Source organism: Streptomyces sp. NBC_00996 (assembly GCF_045162675.1).
Lineage (GTDB): Bacteria > Actinomycetota > Actinomycetes > Streptomycetales > Streptomycetaceae > Streptomyces.
Genome location: NZ_CP108723.1, coordinates 7,461,436 through 7,476,014 on the forward strand (window position 1 = coordinate 7,461,436; position 14,579 = coordinate 7,476,014).

Here is a 14,579-nt window from a genome sequence, read left to right on the forward strand (position 1 = left end):
CCAGACCCCCAAAGTGAAACTTCGGGCCCAACAAGGAGAGCAGGGAACCCAGATGGCGGAGCTCACGATCCGGCCGGAGGAGATCCGGGATGCGCTGGAGAACTTTGTCCAGTCGTACAAGCCGGACGCGGCCTCGCGCGAGGAGGTCGGTACGGTCACCCTTGCCGGCGACGGCATCGCGAAGGTCGAGGGCCTGCCCTCGGCCATGGCCAACGAACTGCTGAAGTTCGAGGACGGCACCCTCGGCCTCGCGCTCAACCTGGAAGAGCGCGAGATCGGCGCCATCGTCCTCGGCGAGTTCAGCGGTATCGAGGAGGGCCAGCCGGTGCAGCGCACCGGTGAGGTTCTGTCCGTCGCCGTCGGCGAGGGCTACCTCGGCCGTGTTGTCGACCCGCTCGGCAACCCGATCGACGGCCTCGGCGAGATCGAGACCAGCGGTCGTCGTGCCCTCGAGCTGCAGGCCCCGGGCGTCATGGTCCGGAAGTCGGTGCACGAGCCGATGGAGACCGGCTACAAGGCCGTCGACGCGATGACACCGATCGGCCGTGGCCAGCGTCAGCTGATCATCGGTGACCGTCAGACCGGCAAGACCGCCCTGGCCGTCGACACGATCATCAACCAGCGCGACAACTGGCGCACCGGCGACCCGAAGAAGCAGGTCCGCTGCATCTACGTCGCCATCGGTCAGAAGGGTTCCACCATCGCCTCCGTGCGTGGTGCCCTGGAAGAGGCCGGCGCGCTCGAGTACACGACCATCGTCGCCGCCCCGGCGTCCGACCCGGCCGGCTTCAAGTACCTTGCGCCGTACACCGGTTCGGCCATCGGCCAGCAGTGGATGTACGAGGGCAAGCACGTCCTCATCATCTTCGACGACCTCTCGAAGCAGGCCGACGCCTACCGCGCCGTGTCCCTGCTGCTGCGCCGCCCGCCGGGCCGCGAGGCCTACCCGGGTGACGTCTTCTACCTGCACTCCCGTCTGCTGGAGCGCTGCGCGAAGCTCTCCGACGACATGGGCGCCGGTTCGATGACGGGTCTGCCGATCGTCGAGACCAAGGCGAACGACGTGTCGGCGTTCATCCCGACCAACGTCATCTCCATCACCGACGGCCAGTGCTTCCTGGAGTCCGACCTGTTCAACGCCGGCCAGCGTCCGGCCCTGAACGTCGGTATCTCGGTCTCCCGTGTCGGTGGCTCCGCCCAGCACAAGGCGATGCGTCAGGTCTCCGGTCGTCTCCGCGTGGACCTCGCCCAGTTCCGTGAGCTGGAGGCGTTCGCCGCCTTCGGTTCCGACCTGGACGCCGCGTCGAAGGCCCAGCTGGAGCGCGGTCAGCGCATGGTCGAGCTGCTCAAGCAGCCGCAGTACCAGCCGATGCCGACCGAGGACCAGGTCGTCTCCGTGTGGGCCGGTACCACCGGCAAGATGGACGACGTACCGGTCAAGGACATCCGCCGCTTCGAGAAGGAGCTCCTGGAGTACCTGCACCGCAAGGAGCAGGGCCTCATGACCTCCATCAAGGAGGGCGCCAAGATGTCGGACGACACGCTGCAGGCCATCGCCGACGCCATCGCGGACTTCAAGAAGCAGTTCGAGACCTCGGACGGGAAGCTTCTCGGCGAGGACGCTCCGGCCGCCGCCGGTAAGTGACGACGGAAGGGACCTGACTCATGGGAGCCCAGCTCCGGGTCTACAAGCGTCGCATCAAATCCGTCACCGCGACCAAGAAGATCACCAAGGCGATGGAGATGATCGCCGCCTCGCGCGTCGTCAAGGCGCAGCGCAAGGTGGTGGCCTCCACGCCGTACGCGACCGAGCTCACGCGCGCGGTAACGGCGGTCGGCACCGGCTCGAACACCAAGCACCCGCTGACCACGGAGGCGGAGTCGGCGACCCGCTCCGCGGTGCTGCTCCTCACGAGCGACCGCGGACTGGCCGGCGCCTTCAACTCCAACGCCATCAAGGCCGCGGAGCAGCTGACCGCACGTCTCGAGGCGGAGGGCAAGGAGGTCGACGTCTACATCGTCGGCCGCCGCGGTCTGGCCCACTACAACTTCCGTGAGCGCAAGGTCACGGAGTCGTGGTCGGGCTTCACCGACGAGCCCACCTACGCGGACGCGAAGAAGGTCGCCGTTCCGCTGATCGAGGCCATCGAGAAGGAGACGGCGAACGGCGGCGTGGACGAACTCCACATCGTCTACACCGAGTTCGTCTCGATGATGACGCAGACGGCGGTCGACGGCCGCCTGCTGCCGCTTCGCCTCGAAGAAGTGGCGGAAGAGGTCGCGCCCAAGGGCGAGATCCTTCCGCTGTACGACTTCGAGCCGTCGGCGGAGGACGTCCTCGACGCCCTGCTGCCGCGCTACGTCGAGAGCCGTATCTACAACGCGCTGCTCCAGTCGGCTGCTTCCAAGCACGCCGCCACGCGCCGCGCGATGAAGTCGGCGACCGACAACGCGGGCGAGCTGATCAACACGCTCTCCCGACTTGCCAACGCGGCCCGCCAGGCCGAAATCACCCAGGAAATCAGCGAGATCGTCGGTGGCGCCAGCGCCCTGGCCGACGCGACCGCGGGGAGTGACAAGTAATGACGACCACTGTTGAGACGGCCGTTGCCACGGGCCGCGTCGCCCGGGTCATCGGCCCGGTCGTCGACGTGGAGTTCCCCGTCGACGCGATGCCGGAGATCTACAACGCCCTGCACGTCGAGGTCGCCGACCCGGCGAAGGCGGGCGAGAAGAAGACGCTGACCCTGGAGGTCGCCCAGCACCTGGGTGACGGCCTGGTCCGCACCATCTCGATGCAGCCCACCGACGGTCTGGTCCGCCAGGCCACGGTGACCAACACCGGCGCGGGCATCAGCGTCCCGGTCGGCGACTTCACCAAGGGCAAGGTGTTCAACACCCTCGGTGAGGTGCTGAACGTCGACGAGTCCTACGACGGTGAGCGCTGGTCCATCCACCGCAAGGCCCCGGCCTTCGACCAGCTCGAGTCCAAGACCGAGATGTTCGAGACGGGCCTGAAGGTCGTCGACCTTCTCACCCCGTACGTCAAGGGCGGCAAGATCGGTCTGTTCGGTGGTGCCGGTGTCGGCAAGACCGTGCTGATCCAGGAAATGATCATGCGTGTCGCCAACCTCCACGAGGGCGTCTCCGTCTTCGCGGGCGTCGGTGAGCGCACCCGTGAGGGCAACGACCTCATCGCGGAGATGGAAGAGTCCGGCGTTCTGGACAAGACCGCCCTGGTCTTCGGCCAGATGGACGAGCCCCCGGGCACCCGTCTGCGGGTCGCCCTGGCCGGTCTGACCATGGCGGAGTACTTCCGCGATGTGCAGAAGCAGGACGTGCTGTTCTTCATCGACAACATCTTCCGCTTCACCCAGGCCGGTTCCGAGGTGTCCACCCTGCTCGGCCGTATGCCGTCCGCGGTGGGTTACCAGCCGAACCTGGCCGACGAGATGGGTCAGCTGCAGGAGCGCATCACCTCGACGCGTGGTCACTCGATCACCTCGATGCAGGCGATCTACGTCCCCGCGGACGACCTGACCGACCCGGCCCCGGCCACCACCTTCGCCCACCTCGACGCGACGACGGTTCTCTCCCGTCCGATCTCCGAGAAGGGCATCTACCCGGCCGTGGACCCGCTGGACTCCACGTCCCGCATCCTGGACCCGCGTTACATCGCGCAGGACCACTACGACGCCGCCATGCGCGTCAAGACGATCCTGCAGAAGTACAAGGACCTCCAGGACATCATCGCGATCCTCGGTATCGACGAGCTCGGCGAGGAGGACAAGCTCGTCGTCCACCGTGCCCGTCGCGTGGAGCGCTTCCTGTCCCAGAACACCCACGCCGCCAAGCAGTTCACCGGCGTCGACGGTTCGGACGTTCCGCTGGACGAGTCGATCGCGGCCTTCAACGCGATCTGCGACGGCGAGTACGACCACTTCCCGGAGCAGGCGTTCTTCATGTGCGGTGGCCTCGAGGACCTCAAGGCCAACGCCAAGGAGCTCGGCGTCTCCTGAACCTCGTGTTCATGAAGAGGGGCGGGGTGTCACCTCGCGGGGTGCGTCCCGCCCCCCTTCGTACGCCTACTAGACTTTGACCCAACACCCGGCAGCAACGCCGGGTGGTGACCCGAGGAGCCCACCTTGGCTGCTGAGCTGCACGTCGAGCTCGTCGCCGCGGACCGTAGTGTCTGGTCCGGCGAGGCCACCCTGGTCGTCGCGCGTACCACGTCCGGCGACATCGGCGTCATGCCCGGTCACCAGCCGCTGCTCGGTGTGCTGGAGTCGGGCCCGGTGACCATCCGTACGAGTGATGGTGGAACGGTCGTCGCTGCGGTGCACGGCGGTTTCATCTCGTTCGCCGACGACAAGCTGTCGCTGCTGGCCGAGATCGCCGAGCTGTCGGACGAGATCGACGTCCAGCGCACGGAGCGGGAGCTCGAGCGTGCGAAGGCGGAGGGCGACGCCACCGCCGAGCGTCGCGCGGACGTCCGACTGCGTGCGGTGGCGACGCGCTGACCCCAGCGCGCACGGAATGACGTGACTCAGCCGCGGCCGGGACTGGATAAAACCAGACCGGGCCGCGGCTGAGGCGATGCGGGTGCTTTTTTCCGTTTCATTACCTGCTTTACCTAGGAGACGAGGAGGTCGGTGTCGATGGTCCTCGCTCTGACTGTGTGCGGGTTGGTAGTGGCGCTCGTGGTGGTGGGGCTGTTCGTCTTCGGCCTCCGGCGCCGGCTGATCCAGCGTTCCGGCGGCACGTTCGACTGCAGCCTGCGCTGGGACGTCTCCGAGAAGAGCGACCCCAGCGGCAAGGGCTGGAGCTATGGGGTCGCCCGCTACAACGGCGACCGCATCGAGTGGTACCGCGTCTTCTCCTACGCCCCCCGCCCGCGCCGCGTCCTGGAGCGCTCGGCGATCGAGGTGGCGGGCCGTCGGGCTCCCGAGGGCGAGGAGGAGCTGGCGCTGCTCTCCGACGCGATCATTCTCGCGTGTCTCCATCGTGGAACACGGCTCGAACTGGCGATGAGCGAAGACGCGCTGACCGGATTCCTCGCGTGGCTGGAAGCAGCCCCGCCCGGACAGCGAGTGAATGTGGCGTAGCCACATTCACTCGCTGGGTGGGGGTCCCCCCGGACGAAGTCTGGGGGAGCGTCAATGTCGCCCAACTCGTAGTCGCCCAACTCGCGGTCGGGATATCCCGGTTACGAGAGCCCGCTGTTGATGGCGCTCACCAGCTCGCCATTGCTGGTGTCGCCGCTGAACTCCCAGAAGAACGCGCCACCCAGGCCCTGGTTCTTGGCCCAGGTCATCTTCGTACCGATGGTGGCCGGGGTGTCGTAGCTCCACCAGTTGCTGCCGCAGTGCGCGTAAGCCGTTCCGGCGATCGTGCCGGTGGCCGGGCAGGACGTCTTGAGGACCTTGTAGTCCTCGATGCCCTGCTCGTACGTGCCCGCCGCGGGTCCGGTCGCCGTGCCGCCCGGCGCGTCCTGTGTGACGCCGGTCCAGCCACGTCCGTAGAAGCCGATGCCGATCAGCAGCTTGCTCGCGGGTACGCCCTTCGCCTTGTACTTGGCGATCGCGTCGGCCGTGGTGAAGCCGGCCGTCGGGATCCCGCTGTACGAGGTGAGCGGGGAGTGCGGGGCCGTCGGACCCTGGGCCGCCCAGGCGCCGAAGAAGTCGTACGTCATCACGTTGTACCAGTCGACGTACTGGGCCGCGCCCGCGTAGTCCGCGGCGTCGATCTTGCCGCCGGAGGAGCCGTCGGCGGTGACGGCCGAGGTGACCAGGTTGCCGCTGCCGAACTTCGAACGCAGCGCGGACATCAGGTTCTTGTAGGCCGCGGCACCACTGGTGTCACAGCTCAGACCGCAGGCGTTCGGGTACTCCCAGTCGATGTCGATGCCGTCGAACACGTCCGCCCAGCGCGGGTCCTCGACCAGGTCGTAGCACGACTGTGCGAAGGCGGCCGGGTTGGCGGCGGCCTCCGCGAAGCCGCCGGACCAGGTCCAGCCGCCGAAGGACCAGAGGACCTTGATGTTCGGGTACTTGGCCTTCAGCTCGCGCAGCTGGTTGAAGTTGCCGCGCAGCGGCTGGTCCCAGGTGTCGGCGACGCCGCTGACCGACTGGTCGGCGGTGAAGGCCTTGTCGTAGTCGGCGTAGGAGTCGCCGATCGCGCACTTGCCGCCGGTGACGTTGCCGAAGGCGTAGTTGATGTGCGTGATCTTCGACGCGGAGCCGGACGTCACCAGGTTCTTGACGTTGTAGTTGCGGCCGTAGATGCCCCACTCGGTGAAGTAGCCGAGCTTGACGGCGTTGCCGGTGGGCGGGGGAGTGGTGCCGCCGCCCGTGGTGTGCACGGCGACCGCGCCGCTCGCCGGGCCGGTCTGGTCGGCGGTGTCGCGAGCCTGGACGGTGTACGAGTAGTCGGTGCCGGCGGTCAGACCGGTGTCCGAGTACGAGGTCGTCGTCACCGTCGCCACCTTGGCGCCGTCGCGCAGGACGTCGTAGTTCTTGATGCCCTTGTCGTCGGTGGCGGCCGTCCAGGAGAGCTTCACCGAGGTGTCGGTGATGGAGGACGCGGTCGGTGTGCCGGGCGCGGAGGGCGCGTTGTCGCCGGGGACGGTGCCGCCGCCGTCACAACTACCGCCGTTCAGCGTGCAGTTGGAAGGTGATCCCGATCCGGCACCGTTGAAGCCGAAGGAGACGGAGGCGCCCGCGGCGAGGGTGCCGTTGTAGGACTTGTTCTTGGCGGTCCAGTGGGTGCCGGAATTGGTGACGTCGGCGTCCCAGGCCGATGTGACGGACGTACCGGAGGGGAAGTCCCACCCGATGGTCCAGGAGCTGATGGCCGTGGTCCCGGTGTTCTTGACGGTCCACTTGCCTTCGAAGCCGGTACCCCAGTCCTGGGTCTTGGTGTATGTGGCGGTGGCGGTGGTGGCTGCCGAGGCGGGGCTCGCGAGCCCGACGAGGGCGGCGAGCGGAAGCAGCAGGGTGGTGAGCCCTGCGACGGCTCTGTGTCTGAAACGCATCCTGCGTCTCCTCCGGGGGAGTTGATGAGGTGCGGTGGACAATAGAAAGGTCTGGACCATAGGTCAATAGGTCCAGACCAGTGAGGCGGCTGCTTGTCGCTACTTGTTACACGCGACGCCGGGCTGGGAGCACGGCCTCGCCGCCCTGTACATCGGCTTCACCGTGGCCTACGGCCACTGCACGATCCGTTGGCTCGACGGCCACGCCGCGCACCGGCTCGCCGGGGGCCCGCCCCCGGCTCGGGCCACCCCGTTACGGGATGACCCGAGCCGGGGACGAGGGCAGGCTGTGGCTGCGTACGGTGCTGGCGGCCGCCGTCGCCTGCGCCCTCCTGCAGGCCGCGATCGCGTACGTGGGCGACGGCAACAGGAGTCGCTGCGTTCCTTCCAGTGGGTGGCGCTGCGCGCGGCCGCGATCCACGGCCTCGTCGCCCTCACCTACGTGATCCGGCCGAAGAAGGCCCCGGCGTCAGCGCTCCCCGCCCGGGACCCACAGCACGTCCCCGACCTCACCGTTGGCCGTACGGGCCAGGATGAACAGCAGGTCCGACAGCCGGTTGAGGTAGGTCGCCGTGAGCGGGTTCATGACCTCGCCGTGCACCTCCAAGGCCGCCCAGGTGGAGCGCTCGGCCCGCCGGACGACCGTGCACGCCTGGTGCAGCAGCGCCGCGCCGGGCGTGCCGCCGGGCAGGATGAAGGAGCGCAGCTTCTCCAGCCGCTCGTTGAAGCTGTCGCAGTCCGCCTCCAGCTTGTCGATGTAGAACTGCTCCACCCGCAACGGAGGGAACTGGGGGTTCTCGACCACTGGCGTCGACAGGTCCGCCCCCACGTCGAACAGATCGTTCTGGACGCGGGTGAGCACCTTGACGATCTCCTCGCCCAGGCCGCCGAGCGCGATCGCCGTCCCGATCACCGCGTTCGCCTCGTTGGCGTCCGCGTACGCCGAGATCCGCAGGTCGGTCTTGGCGACCCTGCTCATGTCGCCGAGGGCGGTGGTGCCCTGGTCGCCGGTCCTGGTGTAGATGCGCGTCAGATTGACCATGAGGCCAGCGTAGTTACGCTCCGGCCTTCCGGAAGACTCGTGTGCCCACCGTCACGGCGAGCGCCGCGAACCCGAGGGCGACCAGGACGCCGTACAGCATGTGAACCGTGGCGTAGGAGCCCACGTACGCGTCGCGCACCGCGTCCACCAGATAGCGGAACGGCATGAAGTGGGAGAGCACGTCCAGCCAGCCGGGCGCCAGGGTCATCGGCAGCATCAGGCCCGACAGCAGCATGGACGGCATCGTCGTCGCGTTGATCGCGGGTCCGAACTCCTGTGGTGAACGGTTCCGCAGGGCGACCGGCTACGAGAGGAAGGCAAAGGCCGGCGAGACCGTCAGCAGCGCCAACACCGTGAAGCCGATCACGATGCCCGAGAGCTGTGCCCGCAGACCCATGAGCAGCGGGGCCAGGACGAGCAGGACCGCATGGAGGCGAAGAGCGCTGCGTCGCGGAGAACCCGGTCGGCGGCCCGGGACGAGGATCTGCCAGGAGCTGCCCCGCGAACTGATGGGGCATATCGGTGAGTAGGGGATTAAGAGGAGTAGCGGGGTGCGAAACGGTGCTCAACTGCGCGGTACGGGACGCGGGGCGGGTCCTGTCGTCTTGGCGCACGTGTTCTCGTCTCGTACCCGTGTCCTGCGGTGGGTGAGTGGCGTTATGAGGGTGTAGTCGTACGGTCCGGTGATCGGAAGGACGTGAACCATGCTGGTCGGCCGAAAGTACCGGCTCATGCTTACGCCCGAGCAGGAGGAGATGGCGGAGGAGTTCGGGAACCTGTGCCGGGCCGTGTGGAACACCGGGCTCGAACAGCGTCGCGAATACCGACGCCGGGGCGCTTGGATCGACTATGTGCAGCAGGCGCGGGAGTTGGCGGAGGCCAAGGCTGAGCATCCGTGGCTGAAGGCTGCACCGGCCCACATCCTCCAGCAGATCCTTCGCGACCTGGACAAGGCGTGCCTCACTCACGGCACGTTCGGTGTGCGGTGGAAGTCCAAGCAGCGGTGGCATCCGTCGTTCCGGTTCCCCGACCGGAGGCACATAACAGTCGAGCGGCTGGGACGCAGGCGGGCCCGGGTGCGCCTCCCGAAGTTGGGGTCTGTGGCCTTTCGATGGTCCCGTGCACTAGGCGGCGTGGTGAAGTCGGCCACCATGTCTCGTGACGGCAAGCACTGGTACATCAGCTTCTTGGTGGAGACCGGGGAGGCGGAGCCTGGGGTGTCGCTGGAGCGGGGTCGGGTTGGTGTGGACCGGGGCGTGGTCATTCTGGCTGCCACCAGCGACGGTCATTTCTTCGACCGAGACTTCATCACTCCTGGCGAGGCCGAGCGGTACCGACGGCTTCAGCAGCAGCTTGCCCGTACCCAGAAGGGATCGAAGCGGCGGAAGGCGTGCGCGGCGAGGATGCGGGCCATCATGCGCCGGGTCCGTGACCGTCGCCAGGACTTCCATGCGCAGGTCTCCTGCCAAATCGTGCACGGCAAGGGCCTCGTGGTCCTCGAAGACCTCAACACCCGGGGTATGACCGCCACCGGTAGGGGAACCGCGCCCGAACCCGGCACCCGAGTCCGGCAGAAGGCCGGGCTCAACCGCGCCATCCTCGACAAGGGCTGGCACGCCTTCGAGCTGGCGGTCCGCAACCGTGCCCGCCGCACGGGCGCCACCGTACGTACCGTGAACCCCGCCTACACGTCGCTGACGTGCCCCGCCTGCGGGCATGCGCACCCGGACAACCGCGAGAGCCAAGCGAAGTTCGTGTGCACCGCCTGTGGACACCGCGAGCACGCCGATACCGTAGGTGCGAAGAACACACTGGCCCGCGGGCATGCGGGTCACAGGGCGTGGAGACCTCGGCAGCAGCCGGTCCGTGAAGCGCCAACCAGCGTGAACCCGCGAGGAATTAGCGCTCGGCCGTTGAGGTCAGAATCCCGGAGGCCTCGGCCGCAGGGAGGATCGCCAAGTCCGTCAGTTGAGGCGTGATAGGCGTCTCACGCCGTGAGACCGTGACACGCATTACTAACTGCTTACACCGCCCCTCATGACCGCTAAGGTCCGCCGGAGAGGCAACTCGGGGTGACCCAGGTTCGTCTCGCAAAGTCATCGCCGGTCACCCCAGCCGGCCTGTTTCCGGCTGGGGGTCCGGGGGTTATCCCCCGGGAAGATGCAGTAGGGGAGTCGGAGTGGCACGGAAGCTCGCGGTCATCGGAGCCGGACTCATGGGGTCCGGTATCGCCCAGGTCTCCGCCCAGGCGGGCTGGGACGTCGTCCTGCGCGATGTCACCGACGAGGCGCTGACCCGGGGCCTCGACGGCATCAGGGCTTCGTACGACAAGTTCGTGAGCAAGGGCAGGCTGGAAGCCGCGGACGCGGACGCGGCGCTCGCGCGCATCACCGCCACCACCGACCTGGACGCGGCCGCCGACGCAGACATCGTCGTCGAAGCCGTCTTCGAGAAGCTCGAGGTCAAGCACGAGATCTTCCGGACGCTCGACAAGATCGTCCGCGACGACGCCGTGCTCGCCTCCAACACCTCCGCCATCCCGATCACCAAGATCGCGGCGGCCACCGAGCACCCCGAGCGGGTCGTCGGCGTGCACTTCTTCTCGCCGGTGCCGATGATGCAGCTCGTCGAGCTGGTGCGCGGCTACAAGACGAGCGACGAAGCGCTCGCCACCGCGCGGGCGTTCGCCGAGTCCGTCGGCAAGACCTGCATCGTCGTCAACCGCGACGTCGCCGGTTTTGTGACCACCCGTCTCATCTCGGCGCTCGTCGTCGAGGCGACGAAGCTGTACGAGTCGGGCGTGGCCACCGCCGAGGACATCGACCTCGCCTGCAAGCTGGGCTTCGGCCACGCCATGGGCCCCCTGGCCACCGCCGACCTGACGGGCGTCGACATCCTGCTGCACGCCACCAGCAACATCTACACCGAGACCCAGGACGAGAAGTTCGCCCCGCCGGAGCTGATGCGCCGGATGGTTGACGCCGGTGACATCGGGCGCAAGAGCGGGCAGGGCTTCTACAAGCACTGAGAACGATTCTGCGGCGCCCGGGTAAGGGCGCCGCACCCGGCACGGAAACCGCACGCGCCTCTGGAGTGTCACTCCATTAGGTGAATTCGGTATCGGTTCGCTTACAGACGGCAACCTCTGCGGCCTTCGGGCAGTCAGACCGTGCACAACAGACAAACGCGAACGCGAACAGACACACGCGGAGTACGAAACGCACTCTCGGGGAGCGCATATGTACATCAGGGGCGACCACGCCGAGCTGGTCGTCGGGGGCCGCCTCGACGTACGCAGCGCGGCGGACGCCCGTACCGTCCTGCACTCGGCCGTCGACGACGGAGTCGGCGACCTGGTGCTGGACCTGTCCGAGCTGGACTCCTGGGACGCCACCGGGCTCGGTGTCATCATGGGGGCCCACCGACGGGCCGGGCGGTGCGGCCGACGGCTCGTGCTGCGCGGCGTGCCACCGCAGATGCAGCGCCTGCTGGTCGCCACCCGGCTGCACCGGATCCTGGCGATCGAGGGCGGCATCGGGGTGGACTCCCTGCCCCGGGTCTGAAGTCACCGGGGCGTGTCACCGCCTCGGGAGTGAGACCTCGTACACGCGTCCTGACCGGCGTACGAAACGCACCACGCGCACAATCCTCACGAAGCTGTGACGTCTCGGACGGCGCGGGACCCCGCCTGTTCGTAGATACTGTGCGAAGGTTTAGGGTTCGGCTGCCCGCCACCCGAAACCCTACGAGCGGGCACCGGACCAGAAGCGACAGCGCGGTGTGCAGCAAGGCCGGGAGGGGCTCGGCACACGACGCTTTTGGGGGGCTTGGAACATGGACCCGAACAACCGGGGACCCGAAGAGTACGGCCATGACGACGACGGCCAGGCGCCTCGCTCGCGCCCGCCGCGCGACCCGCTCACCACCGACCTGGGCCAGCATTCGCCCACGCTCGCCCGCACGGTTCAGCTCGTCTCGGGCGACTTCCTGCTCACCGTCAACCCTGTCGACGGCAGTGAGATCGAGAACTGCCCGCCGCACGAGCGGCCGCGACCGCCGGCGAAGTTCAGCGCCGCCGAGCGCGTCGAGCTGGCCCGCGCGGCCCAGCCGCCCGTCCCGCCGGGTCCGGCACAGCCCCGGCTGCCGCTCCTGGAGCGCCAGGAGGAGCGTGAGCGGCTCGTGCGCCTCCTCGCGCGCGGGCGCTCCGTACGCCTCACCGGACCCTCCGGCTCGGGCCGCACCAGCCTGCTCGACGCGGTCGCCGAGGACTGCGCGGACCTCGCTCCCGACGGCGTCGTACGCCTCTCCGGCCACCGGCGCACGGCGAGCGATCTGCTGCACGACCTGTTCGCCGCCGTCTACGACGCACCCCTGCACCGCCCGGAACGGGACGAACTGCACCGTCTCGTCCACGAGATCGGCGCGGTCGTCGTCCTCGACGACGTGGAGTTCGGCGGCTACGCGCTCGACGAGCTGCTCGACGCCACCCCCGAGTGCGCCTTCCTGATCAGCGCGACGCCCGACGTCCCCGCGCCGTCCGCCGACTCCCTCCTCGAAGAGGTGTTCCTGGGCGGGCTCGACCGCAGCGGGGGCCTCGAACTCCTGGAGCGTGCCGTCGGACGCGTCCTGACCGAGGACGAGTCGAACTGGGCGGGTGACCTCTGGTTCGAGTCCGAGGGCCTGCCCCTGCGCTTCATGCAGGCCGGGGCGCTGCTGCGGCAGCGCGACCAGCTGCGGGCCAGCGAAGGCGCCGTCGACGAGTTCGGCGTCTTCCAGCAAGTGCCGGTCGACGCGCCCTTCGACGCGGAGGACGGCCACGAGGTACCGCTGCCCTCGCTCGCCGAAGGGGCCGCGCCCGCCGCGCTGCTCGCCTCCCGGCTGAGCGACTCGGCCCGCGCCACGCTGCGGTTCGCGGTCGCGCTCGGCGGCGAGGTGCCGCACCAGGCGCACCTGCCCGCCCTCGTGGGCGACACCCACGCCGACGCCGCACTCGCCGAACTGGCGAGCTGCGCGCTGGTCTCCCCGGTCGGCTCGCGCTACCGGCTCGCCGCCGGAGTGCAGGCGCAGCTGGAAGCCGCCGGATACGCGGACGACATCGAGGAGCAGGCCCGCGCCGCGGCCCAGCACTACACCTGGTGGGCCGGGCACCCCTCGGTCACCCCGGAGCGCGTCTGCGCCGAGGCCGACGCGCTGCTCGCCGCGCTCACCGTGCTGGTCCCGCTCACCACGGCACCGCTCGGCGACGAGGACGAGAGCGTCGCCGTGCGGCTCGCCCGCACGGCCGCGCCCGCGTTCGCCGCGGGCCTGCACTGGAGCGCCTGGGAGCGTGCGCTGCGCTCCGGCGCCGAGGCCTCCCGGCTCTCCGGCGCGGTCGGCGAACAGGCGTACTTCCACCACGAGTTGGGCATCCTCGCGCTCTGCGGCGGCCAGCTGGACCGGGCCCGCGCCGAGCTGGAGGCCTCCATCGGGCTGCGCGGCGCCCTCGCCGACAAGCGCGGCACGGTCGCGGGCCGCCGCGCCCTCGCGCTGGTCGCCGACCGCTCCGGTGACACACCCGGGTTCGGGTCCACCGCGGGGGAGGAGGTACCCGACGCCCGGTACGAGGAGTCGGCTTCGCCGCCCGGTGGCGTACCGGCCGCCTTCACGATGGCCAAACCGCCCGGTGAGCCGTCCACGCTGGTCACCCATCGGGCCGACCCCGGCGGCCCGGCGCCGAAGCGGTTGGGCGTCGCGGGCCGCTTGGTGAGCGGTACCCGGCGCAACCTGGTGGCCGCGGGCGCGGGCGCGCTGCTCGCCGCCGTGCTCGGCACCGTGGTGACGCTCGGCGCGACGTCGGACCACAACAGCGAACCCCCGTCCGAGAAGGTCGGCGTCAACCCCTCGGCCAGTCAGGGCAGCGACGAGGACAGCCTGGGCGCGGACAAGGCGAAGAAGGGCGGCGACTCCGACACGGGGGTCGTGGCGACGCCTACGGATCCGGGGGCCGACGGCACCCTCGGCACCTCCGACGACCCGACGCCGAAGTCGGACACGCCCCAGCCCTCCGAGAGCGTCAAGCCGTCCGGCGACGGCACGTCCTCTGGCTCGTCGCCCAAGCCGTCCGGGGCGTCCGGCTCTTCGGGCGGCGGCACGACAGGTGGGAGCACCGGAGGCTCCACCGGCGGGACTACCGGGAGCACCACGGGCGGCACGACGGATGGAGGGAGCACGGGAGGCTCCACCGGCGGGACCACGGGTGGCACGGACGGCGGGACGACCGGCGGTACCGATGGCGGGACGACCGGCGGTACCGATGGCGGGACGACCGGCGGTACCGATGGCGGGACGACCGGCGGTACCGATGGCGGGACGACCGGAGAGACGTCGGGCGGCTCTTCGTCACCCAGCACCAGCGTTTCGGCGAGCGCCCCGGTGTCCAGCGCCGCTGCCACGGACAGCACGACCCCGGCGTAGTCCGGCTCTGCCGGTACGCCGACGGCCGCCTGATCGCTCCGTACGCCGACG

At 69.1% G+C, this 14,579-nt stretch carries 11 protein-coding genes and 2 pseudogenes; 10 read left to right on the forward strand and 3 right to left on the reverse strand.

The window, feature by feature from the left end; all coding sequences use genetic code 11:
• Window positions 1–52: 52 nt before the first annotated feature.
• The 5 genes from atpA (at window position 53) to OG390_RS35130 (ending at window position 5,105) form a co-directional block, all read left to right on the forward strand.
• On the forward strand, window positions 53–1,645 hold the full coding sequence (gene atpA / locus OG390_RS35110) for a F0F1 ATP synthase subunit alpha (protein WP_406173459.1): 1,593 nt from the start codon (window positions 53–55) through the stop codon (window positions 1,643–1,645).
• 20 nt (window positions 1,646–1,665) lie between these two features.
• Window positions 1,666–2,583 (forward strand): F0F1 ATP synthase subunit gamma, encoded by a 918-nt coding sequence (locus tag OG390_RS35115; protein WP_406173461.1) that lies wholly within the window; start codon window positions 1,666–1,668, stop codon window positions 2,581–2,583.
• Window positions 2,583–4,019: a F0F1 ATP synthase subunit beta gene (gene atpD, locus OG390_RS35120; RefSeq protein WP_406173463.1), complete on the forward strand. Its 1,437-nt coding sequence runs from the start codon at window positions 2,583–2,585 to the stop codon at window positions 4,017–4,019. Before OG390_RS35115 ends, atpD begins: the two co-directional genes overlap by 1 nt.
• 126 nt (window positions 4,020–4,145) lie before the next feature.
• A complete protein-coding gene (locus tag OG390_RS35125; RefSeq protein ID WP_399081569.1) occupies window positions 4,146–4,520 on the forward strand; it encodes a F0F1 ATP synthase subunit epsilon in 375 nt (124 codons plus the stop codon).
• A 138-nt stretch (window positions 4,521–4,658) separates the two neighbouring features.
• The gene (locus OG390_RS35130) at window positions 4,659–5,105 is read left to right on the forward strand and encodes a DUF2550 domain-containing protein (RefSeq protein ID WP_399081567.1); all 447 of its coding nucleotides are present in this window, start codon (window positions 4,659–4,661) and stop codon (window positions 5,103–5,105) included.
• 101 nt (window positions 5,106–5,206) lie between these two features.
• On the opposite strand, the gene OG390_RS35135 is transcribed toward OG390_RS35130, so the two are convergent.
• A complete protein-coding gene (locus OG390_RS35135; RefSeq protein ID WP_406173465.1) occupies window positions 5,207–7,033 on the reverse strand; it encodes a glycosyl hydrolase family 18 protein in 1,827 nt (608 codons plus the stop codon).
• 112 nt (window positions 7,034–7,145) lie between these two features.
• Here OG390_RS35135 and OG390_RS35140 point away from each other — a divergent pair.
• Window positions 7,146–7,502 (forward strand): annotated as a pseudogene (locus OG390_RS35140) (hypothetical protein); the annotation flags it as partial.
• Here OG390_RS35140 and OG390_RS35145 read toward each other — a convergent pair.
• Window positions 7,503–8,075 carry a cob(I)yrinic acid a,c-diamide adenosyltransferase gene (locus OG390_RS35145; RefSeq protein WP_406173467.1) on the reverse strand — a complete coding sequence of 191 codons (573 nt, stop codon included), beginning with the start codon at window positions 8,073–8,075 and terminating at the stop codon, window positions 7,503–7,505.
• A 13-nt stretch (window positions 8,076–8,088) separates the two neighbouring features.
• Window positions 8,089–8,505 (reverse strand): annotated as a pseudogene (locus OG390_RS35150) (ABC transporter permease); the annotation flags it as partial.
• A 274-nt stretch (window positions 8,506–8,779) separates the two neighbouring features.
• On the opposite strand from OG390_RS35150, the gene OG390_RS35155 reads away from it, so the two are divergent.
• From OG390_RS35155 to OG390_RS35170, 4 genes are all read left to right on the forward strand, one after another.
• The gene (locus OG390_RS35155; protein ID WP_406173469.1) at window positions 8,780–10,054 is read left to right on the forward strand and encodes an RNA-guided endonuclease InsQ/TnpB family protein; all 1,275 of its coding nucleotides are present in this window, start codon (window positions 8,780–8,782) and stop codon (window positions 10,052–10,054) included.
• 200 nt (window positions 10,055–10,254) lie between these two features.
• Window positions 10,255–11,103, forward strand: a complete 849-nt coding sequence (locus OG390_RS35160) for a 3-hydroxyacyl-CoA dehydrogenase family protein (RefSeq protein WP_406173471.1) — start codon at window positions 10,255–10,257, stop codon at window positions 11,101–11,103.
• Window positions 11,104–11,314: 211 nt separating this feature from the next.
• The gene (locus tag OG390_RS35165; protein WP_189189161.1) at window positions 11,315–11,638 is read left to right on the forward strand and encodes an STAS domain-containing protein; all 324 of its coding nucleotides are present in this window, start codon (window positions 11,315–11,317) and stop codon (window positions 11,636–11,638) included.
• Between the two features lie 271 nt (window positions 11,639–11,909).
• Window positions 11,910–14,528 (forward strand): ATP-binding protein, encoded by a 2,619-nt coding sequence (locus tag OG390_RS35170; protein ID WP_406173473.1) that lies wholly within the window; start codon window positions 11,910–11,912, stop codon window positions 14,526–14,528.
• The last annotated feature ends 51 nt before the right edge of the window (window positions 14,529–14,579 follow it).